This window comes from Sorangium sp. So ce1014 (assembly GCF_051521505.1).
GTDB lineage: Bacteria > Myxococcota_A > Polyangia > Polyangiales > Polyangiaceae > Sorangium.
Genome location: NZ_CP150356.1, coordinates 6930562 through 6949426, shown reverse-complemented (window position 1 = coordinate 6949426; position 18865 = coordinate 6930562). Strand labels below are relative to the sequence as shown.

The window sequence follows — 18865 nt, the reverse complement described above, 5'->3', positions numbered from 1 at the left end:
GTCAGCGCGCCGCCTGGACGAGGATCTCCTCGAGGACGGAGGTCAGCTCGTCGACCCTCACCGGCTTGGTCAGGTAGCGGTAGAACCCGGCCTGCTCGGCGCGGCGGGTGTCCCGGGCCATCGCCGCCGCGCTGAGCGCGATCACGGGGATGTCGCGCGTCTCCGGCCACTCCTCGAGCCTGCGCATGGCCTCGTAGCCGCTCATCCCGGGGAGGTTGATGTCCATGATGACGACCTCGGGCCGCCGCGACCGCGCGAGCTCGATGCCGATCTCGGCGTTCGGCGCGGTGATCAGGTGGACGCGCTCGAGCTCGGAGATGAGCTCCTCCATGAACGCGATGTTCGACGGGTTGTCCTCGACGTAGAGGACCGAATGCCGGACGCCGCCGGGCCCGGCGAGCGGCGACCCCTCCGCGCGCGCGTCGGCCTGCTCCGGGGCGGCGACCTGCGGCAGCTCCTCGTGCGCCGGGAGCTCGATCCAGAACTCGGACCCTTCGCCCGGCACGCTGTTGAAGCCGACGCCGCCGCCCATGAGCTCCGCGAGACGCTTGCTGATGGCGAGGCCGATCCCGGTCCCCTCGATCGGCCCTGTCTCCTGGCCGGCGCGCTGGAAGGGCTGGAAGAGCTTCGCGTGCTGCTCTCGCGGGATGCCGACGCCGTTGTCCGCCACGCAGATCCTCACGACGCCGTCCTCCGGCATCGACACGGCGATGGTGGCGCGCCCCCCCCTCCGGCCGTACTTGATCGCGTTCGACCCGTAGTTCATGAGGATCTGCGCGAAGCGCGTGCGATCCGCGGTGATCTTCGGGAGCTCCGCGGGCAGGGGCGCGAGGGCGATCTGGATCCCGGCGCGCTGGGCCATCGGGTCGAGCGTGGTCTTCACCTCGTCCAGCACCTCGGGGACGTTCACCGGCTCGATCGACACGGTCACGCGGCCGGCCTCGATGCGCGAGAGGTCCAGGATGTCGTCGATGAGCTTGAGCAGGTGCTCGCCGCCCTTCAGGACGTGCTCTATCCGCTCCTTCTGGCGGTCGGTGAGCGGCGTCTTCCGGTCGCGCTGGAGCAGCTGCGCGAAGCCGAGGATCGCGTTGAGCGGCGTGCGGAGCTCGTGGCTCATCGAGGCGAGGAACTCGCTCTTGGCGGAGCTGGCGGCCTCGGCGAGGGCCCGCGCCTTGCGGAGCTCCTCGGCGCGCTGCACGTCGCCGGTCATGTCCCAGAGGGTGCACACGGTCCCGCCCTCGGCCGTGCGGCGCTCGGTCGCGCGCAGGCTGCGCCCGTCGTTCGTGCAGAGATCGAGCGTGCCGTTCGGCTCGGCGTGGTAGGCGAGCAGCCTCCCGCGGAAGTCGGCCTGGGGCTCGCCGCCGAGGGCGAACAGCCCCGCGGCGATGCCCTCGTCGATGAGCTCATCATAGCTCCGCCCGACGATGGGGCCGCTCACCCGCGCGCCGAGCCAGTGCCGGTACACGCTGTTGCAGAGCGCGAGCCGATCCTGCGCGTCGAACACGGCGAACGCGCCCTGGATGCTCTCCACCGCGCTCCGCAGGAGGTCGGTCGTGCGCTTCGCCTCGGCCTCCAGGCGCCTTCGCTCGCTGATGTCGCGGGCCACCTTCGAGGTGCCGACGACCTTGCCCATCGCGTCGTAGATCGGAGAGAGGGTGATCGAGACGTCGATGTCCCTGTCGTCCTTGCGCCTGCGCACCGTCTCGAAGTGATCCATGTGCTCGCCGCGCCTGAGCCGATCGAGCATCCGCGGCACCTCGTCCTCCCGCCCCGGCGGGGAGAGCGCGGTGAGGGGCTTGCCGATCATCTCCTCGGCGGTGTAGCCGAAGATCGCCTGTGCGCCCCGGTTCCAGCTGGCGATGCGCCCGTCGAGCGCCTCGCCGATGACGGCGTCCTCGGAGGAGTCGACGATCGCGGCCAGCCGCCGCATCGTGAGGTCGACCCGCTTGCGGTCGCTGATGTCGCGGATGGCGCTCGAGACGAGCGTGCCCCGCTCGGTCGTCAGCGGGCTGAGGCTGATCTCGACCGGGAACTCGCCGCCGTCCTTCCGGCGGCCGAACAGCTCCACCCCCGACCCCATCGGGCGCGCCTTGGGCGCGGCGATGAACGCCGACCGGTTCGCGACGTGCGCCCGCTGGAAGCGCTCCGGCAGGAGGATCTCGATGGCCTGCCCGAGGAGCTCGCCGCGCGCGTAGCCGAACATCCGCTCGGTCTGGACGTTGACGAACACGATGCGTCCCTGCTCGTCGACGACCACCATGGCGTCGGGCGCCGCGTCGATGAGCAGGCGGAACGTGCCGTCGTCGAGCGGCGGAGCTCCGGGCCCGTGGGGCGCCTGGCCGGAGGGAGACAGGCGGTCGATGGAGGAGCGTTCAAGGGTCATCGGGGAGCCTCACGCAGAAGATGGCGCCGGGCGCGTTGTCCTCGATCCGGAGGGTGCCGCCGTGCGCCTCGACGGCCATCCTGCAGAACGCGAGCCCGAGGCCGCGGCCGGCGCGGTGGACCACCGGATCCTCGCCGCCGAGCTGAACGAAGCGATCGAACACCCTCGCGCGCATCTCGGCGGGGATGCCCGACCCCGCGTCCGCCACGCGGATCTCCACCGCGGCGCCGTCCTTCACGGCGCTCACGGTCACCGCGGTCCCGGCCGGGGCGTGGTGGACGGCGTTCTCGACGAGGTTCTCGAGCGTGCGGCGCAGCAGGTCCGGGTCGGCCTGGACGGCGGGCACCTCGACGGCCTCGCGCAGCGCGAGCGACCGGAAGCTCGCGCGCAGGTCGAGCGCGGCGAACGTCTCGAGGACGAGCGCGCGGAGATCGACGCGCGCGCGCTCGGGGGCGAGCCTCCCTTCCTCGCTCTTGCTGATGTCGAGCAGGTTGTAGATGAGCCGCAGCAGGGAGCGCGCCTGATCGCGGACGTGCCGCACGGAGTCGCGCGCCTGCTCCGGGAGCGAGCGGTCCCGGAGCAGGAACTGCGCGTGCAGGTCCATGCTGCTCACAGGGTTCTTCAGATCGTGCACGACGAAGGCCGTGAGCTGCTCCTTCTGGAGCTGGAGGCGCATGAGCGCGTCCCGCTGCTGCCGGACGAGCTCGACGTGCTCGCGCAGCTCCGCGCCGAGCCGGCGCAGCCGTAGCGCGGCCTGCACCCGCGCGAGGAGCTCCGACGGGCGGACCGGCTTCGTCAGGAAGTCGTCGCCGCCGGCGCGCAGCGCGCTGTCGAACGTCTCGACGTCGCGGAGCGCCGTCAGGAACACGATCGGCGTGCTCTCGCCCCCGGGCAGGCCGCGGATCCGGGCGCACACGGTGAAGCCGTCCATCCCCGGCATCCGCACGTCGAGCAGCACGCAATCCGGCTTGTGGCGCTCGAACTGCTGGAGCCCCTCCTCGCCCGTGACGGCGAGCACGACCTCGTAGCCGTCGTCCTCGAGCGTGGCCTGGGCCAGGGCGCGGTTCTGCTCGTTGTCATCGACGACGAGCACCCTGGATCTCGGCTCTTGCTGCTCCATGCGCCCTCGGCTTCGGGCGCGAGGTTACACCAGGCTCCACGGCCCCCACCATAGCGCCCGGCCTCCGGCCGAGCGGCTGCCTCGCCGTGCGACCGGCGTCGCGCGGCGCGGTTCATGGCCAGCGGAGCTGAGAGCGATCGCCGCGGAGCTCGACTGCGCTGAGGAGAGCTGTCACCTCGGGCGGTCCGGTGCGGCGGCGAAGGCGCGCAGGAGCCGGTCGCGCTGCGCCCGCACGTAGCGGATATCCTCTTCGTACAGCGCGGGGTGGCCGGCGGTGATGTGCGCCTGGGATGCGGCGTCGCCTGCCTCGGCCCGCCCGCGCAGGGTGGCGAGGAGCGCCGTCAGCCGGTCGACCACCGTGTCGAGCAGCTCGGCCCTGGGCGCGACGCCGTAGGCGCGGCAGAAGGCGGCGGCGCGCTGTGCCTGCTCCTCCGGGGTGCCAGCGCTGTCCGGGTTGGTCGGCGCGTGCAGCGGCGCGAACCGGTAGACCGCATAGGCCAGGTCCCACACGCGCGGCGCCGGGTGGGCGTTGTCGAAATCGATGAAGCCGACCACCCGGCCGGCGCGGACGACGCAGTTGTAGGGCGCGAGGTCGCCGTGACAGACCACCTCGACCGGCGACCGGGGCGGCAGCTGCCACCGATCGTCCGGCTCCGGCACGAACGTCGCGCTCGCGTCGTGGCAGCGGCGCAGCAAGGTGGCGGCGGACGCCAGGAGCTCGGGTGTGCGCAGCTCGGCCGGGAGCGCGTTGTGCACGTCGCCGTCGAGGTACGACAGCACCTCGTTGCCCTCGTCGTCGTACCCGAGCGGCTCCGGCGCCGCGTCGAACCCCGCCGCCCGCAGGTGCCGCAGCAGCCGATGGATGGCCGGCGCCGCCGCCGTCGCGGGCCGGTGGACCCGGTCCCCGCGCCGGCGCACGATGTTCACCCCGCCCTGGAATACCGTCTCATCGACCATGTTCTGCGGTTCTTCACCAGCCTCGGCCAGCGTCCCCGGCGGCCCTGATCCCCTCGATCCCGGCGTCCGTCCGCGGGTCATGGAGCACGGTTCTCGCACGAGTCTGCTGATGCCAGGTGACATCGCGGTCGCCGGGGCGGTCGCTCGATCGAGACGCTCCGGTGCGGCTCGTCGAGCTCGATCTGGTGGTTCAGGAAGGCGGTGAGCAGCGGTTCTTGCTTGCCGCGCCCCTCGGGGCGGGGCCGGCCGGGTTCGCGGGGGCAGGCCTCGTTCGACGCCTGCGCCCCGCGAGCCCGCTCGCGACGGGCTAGTTCGGGATGCCGTCGTACTGGCAGGTCAGGCTGCAGCCGTCGCCGCTCGTGCGGTTGCCGTCGTCGCATGCCTCGTAGAGGCTCTGCAGCTTGCCGTCTCCGCAGTACGGACCGTAGACGCAGCCCGGCGCGCACTTGCCGTAGCCGCCGGTGTTTTTGCCGTCGCCGTCGTCGCACTGCTCGGTGCCGTTGCGGATGCCGTCGCCGCAGCGCGGGCCGAGCTGGCAGCGCGGGCCGCACTCGCCGTAACCGCCGTCGTTCTCGCCGTCGTCGCACTGCTCGCCGGCCTGGACGACCTTGTCGCCGCACTGGGCGCCGAGGCGGCAGTTGTTGCTGCAGCCCGTGGCCTCGTTCGGCGGATCGCACTGCTCGCCCCACTCCTCGTCGACACGGTCGTCACCGCACTTGGCCGCCGGCGTGCAGGCAGGGAGGCAGCTGCCGTAGAAGCCGTCGTTCACGCCGTCGTCGCAGGTCTCCGTGCCGTTGACGAGGCCGTCGCCGCAGTACGGCCCGTACTGGCAGATCCCGGTGCACCCGCCGTACTCGCCGCCGTTCTCGTCATCGCCGAGATCGCAGTCCTCCTCCGACGCCTGGACGATGCCGTCGCCGCAGCGCGGCCCGTAGACGCACGCGGGGCCGCACTCGCCATACCCACCGTCGTTGAAGCCGTCGTCGCACTCCTCGCCATACTCCGGCTGCGTCACCCCGTCGCCGCAGTGCGCGCCGAGCCGGCAGCTCGCGCAGCCCGTGTCGCTGTCGCTGTCGCACTCCTCGCCCCACTCCGTGTCGACGCGGTTGTCGCCGCACCTCGGCGCCGGCGTGCAGCCCGGGGCGCAGGTCCCGTAGGTGCCGTCGTTCACGCCGTCGTCGCACGCCTCGGCGCCGTTGCGCACGCCGTCGCCGCAGTACGGCGCGTAGTTGCAGGAGGCATCGCACCCGCCGTAAGCGCCGTTGTTCAGCCCATCGCCGAGATCGCAGGCCTCCTGCGACGGCTGGACGATGCCGTCGCCGCAGCGCGGGCCGTACAGGCACGCAGGGCCGCACTGCTCGTACCCGCCGTCGTTCACGCCGTCGTCACACTGCTCGCCGAGCTGCGGCTGCGTGACCCCGTTGCCGCATTGCGAGGCGAGCCGGCAGTTCACGCAGCTCGTGTCGCCCGTCCTGTCGCACTCCTCGCCCCAGTCCGCGTCGACGCGGTTGTCACCGCACCTCGGCGCCGGCGTGCAGCCCGTGGCGCAGGTGCCGTAGGCGCCGTCGTTCACGCCGTCGTCGCACACCTCGGCGCCGTTGCGCACGCCGTCGCCGCAGTACGGCCCGTAGTTGCAGGAGGCATTGCACCCGCCGTACGCGCCGGTGTTCATCCCCTCGCCGAGATCGCAGCGCTCGTCCTCGGGCTGGACGATGCCGTCGCCGCAGCGCGGCCCGTACAGGCACGAGGGCGCGCACCGGCCGTACCCGCCGTCGTTGATGCCGTCGTCGCACTCCTCGCCGAACTCCGGCTGCAGAACGCCGTCGCCGCAGTGCTCCCCGAGCTGGCAGCTCACGCAGCTCGTGTCGCTGGCGCTGTCGCACTCCTCGCCCCAGTCCGCGTCGACGCGGTTGTCACCGCACTGCGGGGCCGGCGTGCAGTTCGGGTTGCAGGTGCCGTAGAAGCCGTCGTTCACGCCGTCGTCGCACCTCTCGGTGCCGTTGACGACGCCGTCGCCGCAGGACGGCCCGATCTCGCACGCCGTCGTGCAGCCGCCATAGCCGTTCGCGGTGTTGCCGGAGCCGAGATCGCACGCCTCGTACGGCGCGTTGACCGCGCCGTCGCCGCAGCGGGGCGGGGCCACGCACCCCGGCGCGCAGGCGCCGGACGCGTTGGCGTACGTGCTGTTGTTGGCGCCGTTGTCGCAGGCCTCGGGGCCGTTGCGCACGCCGTCGCCGCAGTAGGCGCCGAGCTGGCAGTTGTTGCACTGGCCATAGCCCGTCCCGTTCTCGCTGCCGTCGTCGCACTCCTCGCCCGGCGTCACCACCGGCTCATCGACGCCGCATTGCGGCGTGCACACCGACGTGCCGGCGCTGAAGCCCGAAAGCGTGAGCTGGTAGTTCGACCCGGTGACGTGGCGCTCGGCCTGGAACACCGCGATCTCGTAGACCTTGCCCGGCTCGAGGTTGAGGTCGACGGTGTAGGCGGCGCGGTTCGGGCAGCCGGCGTTGGTGCAGGGGGTCACGCGGGCATCGCCGTTGTCGAGGATGGTCACGCTCTCCTGGGCCTGCGCGTGGATGCCGCCGATGTCCGCGGTCAGCGTGTTCTTGATGAACACCCAGACGTCGTCGTCACCGAAGAAGGTGAGCACCGGATCGGCCGCGGCGCCGTTCGGCGTGAACTGGAACCAGTACCGGACCTCGCTCGTGAAGTAGAAGTTGTGCCCGTCGGTGCGCGTCCTCTCCCGCCCGTCGGCCACGAAGCTGTCGAGCGCGAGATCGGCGCCGGGCGGGTCGAGGTCCACCGGCCAGAACGGGTTGCGCTGGTACAGGAACCTGCCGTCGGGCTGCGCGAGCAGCTCGATGGTGGTGACGAGCGTCCGGTTGAAGTTCGGGTTGTCCCGGTACCACCACCGGAAGTTGTTCTGCCCCGTGGTCCAGCCGTTCGCGTCGCTCGGCGTGACGAAGCCGGGGCCGAATCGGTTCACGGGCTTGCCGTCAGCATCGAGCGTCGCCTGGACCGTGCCGTCGATCTGATTGCCGCTGGGGTTGATCTCGAAGTCGAAGTGCCCGTTGATCCCATCCGTCAGGTTGGCGTCGCACTCGGCGTTGCTCGTGGCGGTGTTGTAGGTTTCCGGGCACCAGCCGATGAAGTCGCGGAGGACCATCGGCAGCCGCATCTCGGTCGGGGACACGGTGCAGACGTAGCCGGCCTCGACCGTGCACTCGGCGGAGCATCCGTCGCCGCTCTCGGTATTGCCGTCGTCGCACTGCTCGGTGGTGTCGCCGGGCAGGAGGATGCCGTCGCCGCAGGCCGAGATGCACGCGCCGCCGCTGCAGTCCGGCTCGCCCTTGCAGTCCGGCGTGCAGCCGTCGCGCCAGTCGCCGTTGCCGTCGTCGCACGCCTCGGTGCCCTCGCGGACGCCGTCGCCGCAGACGGAGAAGCCCGTGCAGTCCTGGGGCTCGCCGTCGTCGCACACGCTGCCGGCCTCGATGCGGCAGGTGTCGTCGCAGCCGTCGCCCGGGAAGAGATCCCCGTCGTCGCACTGCTCGGCGCCGGCCTTGAGCCCGTCGCCGCAGACGGTCTTGCACGGGAACCCGACGCGCGAGCAATCCCAGCCATCCTCGATGAGCTGGCAGTCGGCGCTGCAGCCGTCGCCGCCGGCCGGGGGCTCCCCGCCGTCGTCGCACTGCTCGCTGCCGTTCACGCGGCCGTCGCCGCACACGGGCGGCGGGGGCGGGTTGCAGAAGCCGCCGGCCGGCGGGCACGTCCAGCCCACCTCGATCTTGCACTGCGAGGTGCAGCCGTCGCCGCCGACAGGGCTCGCCTCGCCGCCGTCGTCGCACTGCTCGCCGAGCTGCACCACGCCGTCGCCGCAATAGGTCCTCTCGGTGCACGGCTGGCCCGGCCGGCAGTTCCAGCCCTCCTCGAGCCGGCAATCCGCCGTGCAGCCGTCGCCGGACGCGGGCGGGTTGGCGCCGTCGTCGCACTGCTCGCCGCCGTTCACGCGGCCGTCGCCGCACCGGTAGACGAGGATGCACGGCTCACCCGGCTCGGGGCACACGTACGCCGGGTTCACCGCCTTGCAGTCGGCGCTGCAGCCGTCGCCGCTCGCGGTGTTGCCGTCGTCGCAGATCTCGCCGGGATCCACCGCGCCGTCGCCGCACCGGATCAGCAGCTCGCACGGCCGCCCCGGGGTCGGGCAGTTGTAGAAGGACTCCTGCCGGCACAGGCTCGAGCAGCCGTCGCCGCCCGCCGTGTTGCCGTCGTCGCACACCTCGCCGGCCTCCCTGCGGCCATTGCCGCAGACGGGCAGCTGCGTGCACGGCTGGCCGGGCCGGCTGCACTGATACCCCTCCTCGCGCATGCAGTCAGCGCTGCAGCCGTCGCCGGACGCGGGCGGACTGTCGCCGTCCTCGCACTGCTCGGAGCCGTTCACGCGGCCGTCGCCGCACCAGTAGAGGAGCGTGCAGGGCACGCCCGGCGTGGGGCACGAGTAGATCGGCTCCACCGCGCTGCAGTCGGCGGCGCAGCCGTCGCCGCTCACGTTGTTGCCGTCGTCGCAGATCTCGCCCGGATTGATGTCGCCGTCGCCGCACCAGATCAGCAGCTCGCAGGGCTGCCCCGGGCTCGGACAGGCATAGAACGCCTCCTGCCGGCACAGGGTGGAGCAGCCGTCGCCGCCCGTCGTGTTGCCGTCGTCGCACTGCTCGCCGCTCTCGAGGCGGCCGTTGCCGCAGACGGGCAGGAGCTCGCAGGCTTGCCCGGGCCGCGGGCACACATAGCCCGGCTCGCGCATGCACGTGGCGCTGCAGCCGTCGCCGGACGCGGGCGGGTCGTCGCCGTCCTCGCACTGCTCGCCGTTGTTCACGCGGCCGTCGCCGCAGCGGTAGAGGAGGAGGCAGGGCTCACCCGGCTTGGCGCACACGTAAAGCGGGTCGAGCACCTTGCAGTCGGCGCTGCAGCCGTCGCCGCCCGTCGTGTTGCCGTCGTCGCAGAGCTCGCCGGGATCCACCGCGCCGTCGCCGCACCGGATCAGCAGCTCGCACGGCTGCCCCGGCGTCGGACAGTTGTAGAAGGACTCCTGCCGGCAGAGGCCCGAGCAGCCGTCGCCGCTCGCCGTGTTGCCGTCGTCGCAGGTCTCGCCGGTCTCCCTGGCCCCGTTGCCGCAGACCGGCAGGCGCTCGCAGCGCTGTCCGGGCCGCGAGCACGTGAAGCCCGGCTCGCGCTTGCAGTCCGCGCTGCAGCCGTCGCCGGACACCTTGTTGAGGTCGTCGCACGTCTCCGAGCCGTTCACGCGGCCGTCGCCGCAGTCGTAGAGGAGCGTGCAGGGCTTGCCCGGCATCGGACAGACGTACGAGGGGTCGACCGAGTAGCAATCGGCGCTGCAGCCGTCGCCATCCACGGTGTTGCCGTCGTCGCAGAACTCGCCCGGATCGACCACGCCATCGCCGCACGCGATGGTCAGCACGCACGGCTCGCCGGGCGCGGGACACTCGCAGTAGGGCTCGATCTCGCACAGGCCGGAGCAGCAGTCGCCCGGCAGGCTGTTGCCGTCGTCGCACGTCTCGCTGGCCTGGTTGATCTCGCCGTCGCCGCAGGCGGGCTCCTGGGGCAGGTTGCACTCGGGCGGCGGGTCGTCGACGGCGCAGGGATCCGGCTTCTCTCCGCCGCTGCCGCTCGAGCCGACGCTCCCGGCGAAGTCGATGCCGCCGCTCCCGGTCTCGCCGCCGGAACCACCCGAGTTCGTGCCGCTCCCCGCGCCGCCTGCGCCGGGGCCGCCCGTGGAGGGCGCGTCCCCTCCGCAGGCGGCAGCTACTTGCATTAATCCCACCGCCAAAGCCAGATAAGACGTTCTCAAACTCACGACACACCTCGACGAACAGGAGCGGAAGCGCTCGGGCAGGAAGTCGGACGACCCTGTTCCAGGGTAGCCCGGGCGCCCTTCGCACCTCTAGACGAAAATTACGTCATCCTCCTCCACTCGGGCACATCGCCACGACCACCCGTTCTCGGCGGACGCCAAGGGAGCTCCGCTGACGAATGACGCGCATTGCGCGATGCAGCGCCGGGTGGAGTCGGTGCTTCCTTTCTGCTGCTGTGGCACGAGCGAGCGCCTGGCGTCGCAATCCGGTTCCCGCTTGACATTTGCGCTCTGACTGGAGATCGCAAAATAGTTTGTGCTCAAAATAAATGCGAGCGCCGCGAGCAGGGCGTCGAGCGCCGCGGTCACGCCCTGCATCTCGGCCGATCCCGCGCTCCGGGAGGGGGGCGCGGTTCAGACCGCCTTCAGACCCTCGGCCTTCCGGAAGAGGATCGCGGCGCCGAGCGCCGCCGCGGCGGGGACGAGAACCGCGCTGACGCCTCCGTGGCGGATGCCCTCGGAGCTCAGCCTGCCGGCCACGGCGTCGGCGTCGGGGGTCTTGAACACGAGGATGTGCAGGCCCTCGAAGCGCGCGAGACAGGAGGCGATCTTGGCGACGGTCCTGCGGATGGCCTCGGTGAGCCGCGGCAGGTGCTCGGGTGGCGCCTGGATGGGAACGAGCCTGGCATCGCTCGGGATCCGGTCGGGGTCGTCGTCCCGGACGCAGCTCACGAGCTCGACGAAGTTGCGTGGGAAGCTGGCGTGGGTGTTCGCCGCGCCGAACGGCCGTGGAGGCTCGCCCTCCCTGGGCGACAGCATGGGATAGGCGGGCGGCGACAGGCGAAAGCCGAGCCGGCGGTAGAGATCGAGCCCTTCCTTCATGTCGTTCACGACGTGGCCGACGTGGTGCAGGTGATCGATATCACGACCCATTCAGGTCACCTCCGCCTCCTGGGCTCAGGGTGTCGGGACCGCCGCAGGAGGCACCGGCGGTACGCCGCCGGAGCCTATCCGACGGCGCGGCGTGGATCGAGCCGCGATCACCGAGCGCGATCCTGTGCCCTGCGCGCGTCACGGAAGATCCGTAGTCCGGGTGCTGCGGTGCTGCTGCCCCCGGCCACGAGAGGCTGGGAGTTGCTCCTGTTGTTTTCCAGGGGTGGCGGATCGTGCAAGGAATCTTCTGTCATATCGAGATCTGGGTTGGAGGGCGGCGAAGGTGACGCCGATCTCCGAATGTCAGCCCGAGACGAGCGTCGTGGTTCACGCTTGACTTCCGCGATCGGTATGCCTTTCCTTCGCCCTGGGCCACCTCCACTGGAAAGGCTGATGCAGATGACGCCTCCTTCGGAAAATCAGATTTCAAGTTCCTCACGCCGACCGCCCCCAAGGCGATCGCATTCGATGACGATCCTGAGGGTGCCGCTCCTGCTGGTCGGGCTCCTGGGCGTCGCGCTCACGAGCGCCTGCTCCTCGAGCGGCGCCAATGGGTCGAACGGGACGACCGGTGGTGGTGGAGGGGCCGGCCTGGGCGGCGCTGGCGGCGACGATGGTGTCGGGGGCTCGGGCGGCGTCATCCCTGGAAGCGGAGGCGGCACGGGCACGGGCACGGGCACGGGCACGGGAGGCTCGACCGGGACCACGGGTGGAGAGTCGGGCTCCGACGAGGTGTATCCCGTGCCGGACTCCCTGCCGGACGAGACCGGTGCGGACCTCTGGCTCAGGTACCCGCAAGTTCCGATTCCGGGGCGCCTCGGGGAGTATCAGGCGGCTTTCAAGCGCGTGGTCAAATCGGGGAGCGGAGCGAGCCTCGACATCGCCGAGGCCGAGCTCGTCAAAGGCCTGAGCGGCCTGACCGGCGCGACGGTCGATACCGGCGCGGCCGTCGACGGTCCGGGCGCCGTGGTGATCGGGACGGCCACCGCCGACATCATCAAAGACCTGCCGCTCGCCGCGCGCCTCGCAGCCCTGGGCCCCGAGGGCTACCTCATCGAGACCGCCGACGTGGGAGGCCAATCGGTGATCGCCGTGGCCGGCAACACGGAGGTGGGCGTGCTCTATGGCACCTTCGCGCTGCTCCGGCACGCCCAGAGCCACAGCTCTCTCACGAAGCTGTCGCTCTCCGGCTCTCCCAAGGTCGAGAACCGCATCCTGAACCACTGGGATAACCTCGATCGCACCGTCGAGCGCGGCTACGCGGGCCGCTCCATCTGGGACTGGAATGCGCTGCCGGGCACGCTCTCTCCCCGTTACAAGGACTATGCGAGGGCCAACGCCTCCATCGGCATCAATGGAACCGTTCTCACGAACGTGAACGCCAACGCACAGGTCCTGACGGCCTCGTACCTCACGAAGGTCAAGGCGCTCGCCGATGTCTTCCGTCCTTATGGCATCAAGGTCTACCTCACGGCCCGCTTCAGCGCCCCGATCGAGATCGGCAATCTGAGCACGGCCGATCCGACCAACGCCAGCGTCAAGCAATGGTGGGTGAACAAGGTGGACGAGATCTACCGGCAGATCCCCGACTTCGGGGGCTTCCTGGTGAAGGCGAACTCCGAGGGGCAGCCGGGGCCGCAGGATTACGGGCGGAACCACGCCGACGGCGCCAACATGCTCGCCGACGCCCTCGCGCCTCACAAGGGCATCGTGATGTGGCGCGCCTTCGTCTATTCGGACGATAGCCCCCCGGACCGTATCAAGGAGGCGTACGAGGAGTTCAAGCCCCTGGACGGTAAGTTCAAGGGCAACGTCCTCGTGCAAGCCAAGAACGGCCCCCTCGATTTCCAGCCTCGAGAGCCGTTTCATCCGCTGTTTGGAGCCATGCCCAAGACGCCCTTGGTCCTCGAGCTCCAGATCACGAAGGAGTACCTCGGCGAGGATACGCACCTGGCCTATCTCGGGCCGATGTTCGAGGAGGTCCTCAAGGCGGACACCCACGCGGACGGCGCGGGCTCGACCGTGGCGCGGGTCATCGACGGCACCCTCCATGACTATGCGACCACCGCGATCGCCGGCGTCGCCAACGTCGGTGACGACGCGAACTGGACCGGGTCCCACATGAACCAGGCGAACTGGTACGTGTTCGGACGGCTGGCATGGAATCCAGACCTCTCCTCGGAGTCCATCGCCGAGGAGTGGGTCCGCCAGACCTTCTCGAGCGACCCCGTCGTCCGCGAGCCGGTCGTCGAGATGATGATGAAATCCCGCGATGCGCTCGCCGACTACATGACGCCTCTCGGCCTGGTCCACATCATGGGCAACGACCATCACTACGGGCCGGCCCCCTGGGCGAACACCCTGAGTCGCGCCGAGTGGAACCCGGTCTACTATCACAAGGCGAACGAGAGCGGCATCGGCTTCGACAGGTCGCCTTCGGGCAGCAACGCTGTCGCCCAGTACTTCGGGCCGGTGGGACAGCAGTTCGGGAGCCGGGAGACGGTGCCCGAGGATCTCCTGCTCTTCTTCCACCGCGTCGGCTGGAAGGACGAGCTGAGCTCGGGGAGGACGGTCTGGGAGGAGCTCGTCCACCAGTACAGCAGCGGCGTCGATGAGGTGGGGCTCATGCGAGAAGCATGGGAGTCGGTCAAGGGGCGTATCGACGAAAAGCGCTTCGGCAATGTGACCGAGTTCCTGGAGATCCAGCACTACGAGGCGCGCTGGTGGCGCGACGCGTGCCTCGCCTACTTCGGCCAGGTGTCGAAGCTCCAGATCCCGAGCGGCTACGCCGCCCCGGCGAACTCGCTGAGCTTCTACCAGGGGCTCCGCTGCCCAGGCGACGTGAAGAAGCCCCGCTGCTCGCAGGTCTACACGGGCGACCCGTCACCGGCCATTCTCCCGTGAGCGTAGCCGGCCGGCTCGGCCTGGCCCGAGCGGCTCGCGCGAGCCCGCTAGAACGCCGAACAGGTTAAAATTCAGCTAAATTCAACAGATTGTGGCACCCGTCGGAGCCGCCGAGGAGCACGCTGGAAGGGTACGGCACCCAGTCAGACGAGAGACCGCAAGGGCGCGAGAGGCGCAAGGGAACAGAGATAGAATTATATTCTTCTCCCCCCTTGCGCCCCTTGCGCCCTTGCGGTCCTCTTCCCATGAGTCGATTTTAGCGGAATTTCAATGTGATCGGCATTCTAGGGGCTCAGATCGCCGTTGAATGTGAAGCCGGTGCCCAGCGGGGCCATGAGGCGCTGGATCAGCGGCTGGTTGACGTGCGCGCGCAGCGCGCCATTGTCCAGTCCGCGTCCTGTGCAGCCGGAGAACGCTACATGGACGGTGCCCTTGCCGGCGGCGTCCTCCACGAGCAACACCGCATCTGCCGGGGGCGGTGCCGGCGGGTGCAGGCACTCCCTGGGGTCGACGTCGGGGTTCGGTCCAGGCGCCGCCGAGATCAGGGCGGCGGCCAGGGCGGCGGCCTCTGGCCCGGACAGGCGCGCGGAGGTCAGCAGCACATCGCCCGGCGCCCCGTAGTAGCAGATGGAGATCGATGTCGGGTGGCCGGGGGCCATCGCCGAACGCGCGCCGGGGTGTGTTGCCTCGGGACGTGCCTTGGGAAGGCGCCTGTCAGGGCACCCGTTGTGATCGATGCTGACGAGCTGCGCGCTGTCGAGGATCCGGCGTGTGATCTCGGGATCGTGGCTCCGGACCGAGATCAGGATCTGCCTTGACGGGATCCGCAGCCATCCGAAATGGCGGCCGTCCGCGCCCCGCCCCTCCGTGCGCTCGGCGCTCACGCCGCCGAGCGACGCGACGCGGCGCGTGAATTCCGGGCCCTTCTCGACAGCTTCCGGTGAATCGGGGCCGATCTGCGCCACCTGCTTCGTCGGCGTCTCCGGCGTCAGGCACTGGCGCTGGGGTCCCTGGGCCCGGACGACCGTGGGCCTGTCGCTCATGTTGCAGCCGTAGTCGTTGACGGCCCAGTCGGCCGGGACCTCGATCTGCACGCCGAGGGAGCTCTCGAGCCGCCACCCCGCGGCGGCCCCAGGCCGCGGCGTCGCGGCGGGCGTGGCGCTGGCGACGGGCGCGGCGGTGGCGATCGGCCTGGCCTCGACAGGGCTCGTCCCTGACCGGTCCGGCGCGGCGCGCGAGCAGGCTGCGGTCCCCAGCCCGAGCGCGCCGGCCGCGAGCACACCCGTCAGGGCGCATGCAGCTGGGCGCCACCGCCGGACCGGACGACGCGCGCGCTGCCACCATTGCGCATCGAGAGCGCCCCCGCCGGCTCTGGTCCCCGCGCGCGCTGCCGTTTCGTCCTCTCGATCGGTCTCTGCCATCGCTGTCTCCCACCGGTTCGCGCGGCGGAGCGGAGCCGCCGCGTCACGCACGGACGCACGCGTCGATGGATCGATCTACAGCAAAAGCGGGGTCCGTGCCGCTCGCCCGGCAGCCTGGCCAGGTTGGACCGGGCTGGTCGGATCTGGAGAACGCTGGCTGGACGGAAGTCCTCACGCCCTGCGTGCCGCATCGGTCCAGGGGATGAGGCCGGAGCTCGGTGGTACAGCGCGAAGGAAGACAGAAATCGCCGCGATCTGGGCTACAAAGAGGGGCTGAGCCTCGTCCAGCAGTAGCCGCACAATGTTGCCTGAGCGCGGATGGACGTTCCGCACGCCGGGCAGTCGCGCCCCGACGGCACAACCTCGGCGCTGGCTTCGATGTGCTGCTGTACCTGGTCATTGCACACGCGTGCTTCTCTCAGCCTCTCGGATATTTCCTTCATCGCCTCGGCATGCGGCCAGCTTCCATCGTTTGTCAGGATCGCCGCGTCGAGCCGCTCTTGTGCGACACGGAGTCGCTCGTTCGCGGCCAGGACCTTCTTCTCGATCGATGATTCCTTCATGATTCATTCACCTCGCGTGTAGCAGCCAGCACAGGCGATCGAGCAACGTACACCCGGTCCGCGTCGGACGATGAAGTTCAAAGCTGGGCGGGTCGCGACTCCCAGAGCTTCGCTGGTGCCATTCCTCGCAGCGAGCCGGGATGATCCCGCCCTCGCCGAGGCGGCCAGGGTGTCCGGTCACGTGCTCACGGCGGGCATGTCCGGACAGCTCGCCCAGCAAGACTCGGCCTCCTTGCATGTCCTGTCGTCCGTGCACTCCGTACAGGCGGCGGCGCTCTCTTGATAGCTCGAGTCCGCGTCCGCCTTGTCCTCACACTCGCTGGTGCACGAAGACACGTCGACCTCCTCGATACATTCGGAGTATTTTGAACAGATGTTGGCGCAGTCGACGGTGCGCCCGGCCTCGCTGTCCCTCGCGCATCCAGGCGCGAGGAGAAAGACCGCAGAAGCGAGGACTCCAGATGCTATCAATGTCTTCAAGATTGCCTCACGTGGTTCAATAGAGGGTCGTTTCACAGGGGCGCCTCACCCGCGCAGATCGCGCGTCAGTCCGTGGGAGGAGGAGGCGGCGGATCCCCCGGCCTCGTCTGGCGAGGGATCGGCTTGCCCTCATCCATCGCCTTCTTCACGGCCCTGGCGTGCGCCTCTTCGGCCCTCCGCTGCTCGTCGCTCGCCACACCGTACTGCCCCTGATGCGCCGCCTCATCCGCATTGTGCTGATGGGTCACCGCGCGCCGCTGCTCCTCGGCCGAGGTCGCGGCGCAGCCAATCGCCGACGCGATCAGGACGCCGGTGATGCATGTCATGTTGATGAGTTTATTCATCATATCTCACTTTTCTGTTCGAAACGCTACCAACGCGAGCTCAGCGACGGGATCCACAGTGACCGTTTTGAACGTTCACGGTTCGACCCGCGCCTCTTGGCGCCGCTCCTGAGCCCACCCGTTACCGATCGTGCACCGAACTCGGCCCACCCGCGCTGCTGCAGCGCGGACGATCGATCCTCATCATAGTATAGCAAGATGCGGCCCAACCCACGCCGGAAGCGGCGGCGCCCGCTCTCGATGGGTGAATTCAGCCGAATCGCCATCACGCCCCGAGAGCAACGCGGATCGGGCGAGGCGCGCGCTTCACGGCCACCGAGACACATTGTCCCATTGCGCAGGGCAGAACGGGGCTCGCCGGTGCCTGGCTCCGCCGCGTCCACGAGGAAACGCGGCGACCACGCCACCTCGCCGGAAGTTGACAGAATGTCCCAGCGCATCGATTTGCCACGCTGGTAACGCCGTGTCACGACCGCACCGACGGAAGCACGTTCAACCGGCGCGCCCTGTGATCGAGCGCGCCCGGCTCTGAAGCGCGCCGATCCAGTTGCTACGCCCGCCTGCCCTGGAGCCGCCATGTGACCCGTCGGTGACACAGGGCGTCTTGACGCTCCACGATGTCAACGGTATACGCACAATACGCAGTAGTTTCACACGAGGAGAGGCGGGTGCAGCTATTGCGTGTCACAGCCCCGCGCCTCGTGCCCAGGGAGGAGGAGATCATGCGCATCGATTCATTCAGTGAGGACGTATCCGTGTGCCCACCGATCGACCCGAAATCGCTCCCTGATGCCGAACGCTATCGCCTCTTCGGCGAGGAGCTCGACGCGCTCAAGCAGCGCGCCTTCGCGCGGCTGGGCGGTGACGACGTCGCCTACATTCGACGGATCGATCGTCTTGCGCGCAGGATGGAGCTCGCCGGGCGCGTGCTCATCCAGTTCAGTCTGGAGCCGGTCACGTTCTTCCTCGGCGTCGGAGCGCTTTGGGTCAACAAGCAGCTTCAGGCAACCGAGATCGGTCACAGCGCGCTCCACGGAGCGTGGGATACGCTTCCCGGCGCCGAAAGGTTCGCGTCCAAGACGTTTCGGTGGGACACGCCCGTCGACGAAGAGTCGTGGCGACGCGGCCACAACGTGCGCCATCACGGCAATACCAACGTCGCTGCCAGGGATCCGGACATCCACTTCGGCCCGGTGCGTCTCACCGAACAGACGCCGTATTCTCCATGGAACTGCTGGGCCGTCCCATTCACGGTGGCGTGGGTTTTTCCAAATTTTCTTTTTGTTATCGGCTCGCACGTCGCCGGATTGAATGATGTATTTTTCGACAACGGCCGGCCCGAGAAGCTCGACTTTCTGCCCGACCGATCGAAGGAGAGCGTGCGTGATGCATGGAGGCGGGCGCTTCGCAAGTACGTTCCGTATTACGTCAAGAACTATTTCTTCTTTCCCGCGCTCGCAGGACCGTTCTTCGGAAAAGTGCTATTCGGCAACTGGCTCGCCGAGACGATGCGCGACGTCTACTCGGCGGCCACGATCTTCTGCGGCCATGTCGGGGACGACGTGAAGAGCTGGCCGGCAGGAACACGCGCGCACGGGCGCGGCGAGTGGTACGCCATGCAGGTCGAAGCGACAAACGACTTCGAAGTGAGCCTGCCGGTGTCGATTCTATGCGGCGGCCTCGACCGACAGATCGAGCATCATCTTTTCCCGACGCTGCCCCCGCCGCGTCTGCGCGAGATCGCCCCCGAGGTGCGGACCCTCTGTGAGCGATATGGCGTCAATTACAAGACCGACACGTGGGGAAAGACGCTGTACAAGGTGTTCTCGCACATCGCGCGCCTCTCGCGCAAGGGAGGTGTTCGCGAGGTGGTGCGCGCGATGACGTGAGCCAGGTA

The 18865-nt window shown here is 69.5% G+C and carries 13 protein-coding genes; 3 read left to right on the top strand and 10 right to left on the bottom strand.

Going from position 1 to position 18865, the window contains the following annotated elements; genetic code table 11:
• Window position 1: 1 nt before the first annotated feature.
• The 3 genes from WME75_RS26120 to WME75_RS26110 all read right to left on the bottom strand — a co-directional run bounded on the left by WME75_RS26120 (window position 2) and on the right by WME75_RS26110 (window position 4460).
• Window positions 2–2383: a PAS domain S-box protein gene (locus WME75_RS26120; RefSeq protein ID WP_437476249.1), complete on the bottom strand. Its 2382-nt coding sequence runs from the start codon at window positions 2381–2383 to the stop codon at window positions 2–4.
• Complete coding sequence (locus WME75_RS26115) at window positions 2373–3503, bottom strand: hybrid sensor histidine kinase/response regulator (RefSeq protein ID WP_437476246.1); 1131 nt, start codon at window positions 3501–3503, stop codon at window positions 2373–2375. Before WME75_RS26115 ends, WME75_RS26120 begins: the two co-directional genes overlap by 11 nt.
• A gap of 171 nt (window positions 3504–3674) precedes the next feature.
• Window positions 3675–4460, bottom strand: coding sequence for a phosphotransferase enzyme family protein (locus WME75_RS26110; protein WP_437476243.1), 786 nt, complete (start codon window positions 4458–4460; stop codon window positions 3675–3677).
• Window positions 4461–4576: 116 nt separating this feature from the next.
• On the opposite strand from WME75_RS26110, the gene WME75_RS26105 reads away from it, so the two are divergent.
• Entirely contained in the window at window positions 4577–4771 is a 195-nt protein-coding gene (locus tag WME75_RS26105) for a hypothetical protein (protein ID WP_437476241.1), read from the top strand.
• On the opposite strand, the gene WME75_RS26100 is transcribed toward WME75_RS26105, so the two are convergent.
• The 3 genes from WME75_RS26100 to WME75_RS26090 form a co-directional block, all read right to left on the bottom strand.
• Window positions 4768–10284: a DUF4215 domain-containing protein gene (locus tag WME75_RS26100; protein ID WP_437476238.1), complete on the bottom strand. Its 5517-nt coding sequence runs from the start codon at window positions 10282–10284 to the stop codon at window positions 4768–4770. The two genes, WME75_RS26105 and WME75_RS26100, sit on opposite strands and share 4 nt — an antisense overlap.
• A 129-nt stretch (window positions 10285–10413) precedes the next feature.
• A complete protein-coding gene (locus WME75_RS26095; protein ID WP_437476235.1) occupies window positions 10414–10692 on the bottom strand; it encodes a hypothetical protein in 279 nt (92 codons plus the stop codon).
• Window positions 10693–10737: 45 nt separating this feature from the next.
• Complete coding sequence (locus tag WME75_RS26090) at window positions 10738–11256, bottom strand: VOC family protein (protein WP_437476232.1); 519 nt, start codon at window positions 11254–11256, stop codon at window positions 10738–10740.
• A 468-nt stretch (window positions 11257–11724) separates the two neighbouring features.
• Between WME75_RS26090 and WME75_RS26085 the strand changes: the two genes are divergently transcribed.
• On the top strand, window positions 11725–14160 hold the full coding sequence (locus WME75_RS26085; RefSeq protein WP_437476229.1) for an alpha-glucuronidase family glycosyl hydrolase: 2436 nt from the start codon (window positions 11725–11727) through the stop codon (window positions 14158–14160).
• 284 nt (window positions 14161–14444) lie between these two features.
• Here WME75_RS26085 and WME75_RS26080 read toward each other — a convergent pair whose 3' ends face one another.
• The 4 genes from WME75_RS26080 to WME75_RS26065 form a co-directional block, all read right to left on the bottom strand.
• On the bottom strand, window positions 14445–15440 hold the full coding sequence (locus WME75_RS26080) for a hypothetical protein (protein ID WP_437476226.1): 996 nt from the start codon (window positions 15438–15440) through the stop codon (window positions 14445–14447).
• A gap of 401 nt (window positions 15441–15841) precedes the next feature.
• A complete protein-coding gene (locus tag WME75_RS26075; protein ID WP_437476224.1) occupies window positions 15842–16144 on the bottom strand; it encodes a hypothetical protein in 303 nt (100 codons plus the stop codon).
• Window positions 16145–16321: 177 nt separating this feature from the next.
• Complete coding sequence (locus WME75_RS26070; RefSeq protein ID WP_437311936.1) at window positions 16322–16480, bottom strand: hypothetical protein; 159 nt, start codon at window positions 16478–16480, stop codon at window positions 16322–16324.
• Between the two features lie 209 nt (window positions 16481–16689).
• Window positions 16690–16971 (bottom strand): hypothetical protein, encoded by a 282-nt coding sequence (locus WME75_RS26065; RefSeq protein ID WP_437476221.1) that lies wholly within the window; start codon window positions 16969–16971, stop codon window positions 16690–16692.
• 719 nt (window positions 16972–17690) lie between these two features.
• Here WME75_RS26065 and WME75_RS26060 point away from each other — a divergent pair.
• Window positions 17691–18857, top strand: a complete 1167-nt coding sequence (locus tag WME75_RS26060; RefSeq protein ID WP_437476218.1) for a fatty acid desaturase family protein — start codon at window positions 17691–17693, stop codon at window positions 18855–18857.
• The last annotated feature ends 8 nt before the right edge of the window (window positions 18858–18865 follow it).

Bases quoted from the DNA above. Each gene is read 5' to 3' on its own strand.
- WME75_RS26115 (WP_437476246.1), bottom strand. From the start codon at position 3,503: ATGGAGCAGCAAGAGCCGAGATCCAGGGTGCTCGTCGTCGATGACAAC.
- WME75_RS26110 (WP_437476243.1), bottom strand. From the start codon at position 4,460: ATGGTCGATGAGACGGTATTCCAGGGCGGGGTGAACATCGTGCGCCGG.
- WME75_RS26100 (WP_437476238.1), bottom strand. From the start codon at position 10,284: ATGCAAGTAGCTGCCGCCTGCGGAGGGGACGCGCCCTCCACGGGCGGC.
- WME75_RS26120 (WP_437476249.1), bottom strand. From the start codon at position 2,383: ATGACCCTTGAACGCTCCTCCATCGACCGCCTGTCTCCCTCCGGCCAG.
- WME75_RS26090 (WP_437476232.1), bottom strand. From the start codon at position 11,256: ATGGGTCGTGATATCGATCACCTGCACCACGTCGGCCACGTCGTGAAC.
- WME75_RS26065 (WP_437476221.1), bottom strand. From the start codon at position 16,971: ATGATGAATAAACTCATCAACATGACATGCATCACCGGCGTCCTGATC.
- WME75_RS26085 (WP_437476229.1), top strand. From the start codon at position 11,725: ATGACGATCCTGAGGGTGCCGCTCCTGCTGGTCGGGCTCCTGGGCGTC.
- WME75_RS26060 (WP_437476218.1), top strand. From the start codon at position 17,691: ATGCGCATCGATTCATTCAGTGAGGACGTATCCGTGTGCCCACCGATC.
- WME75_RS26075 (WP_437476224.1), bottom strand. From the start codon at position 16,144: ATGAAGGAATCATCGATCGAGAAGAAGGTCCTGGCCGCGAACGAGCGA.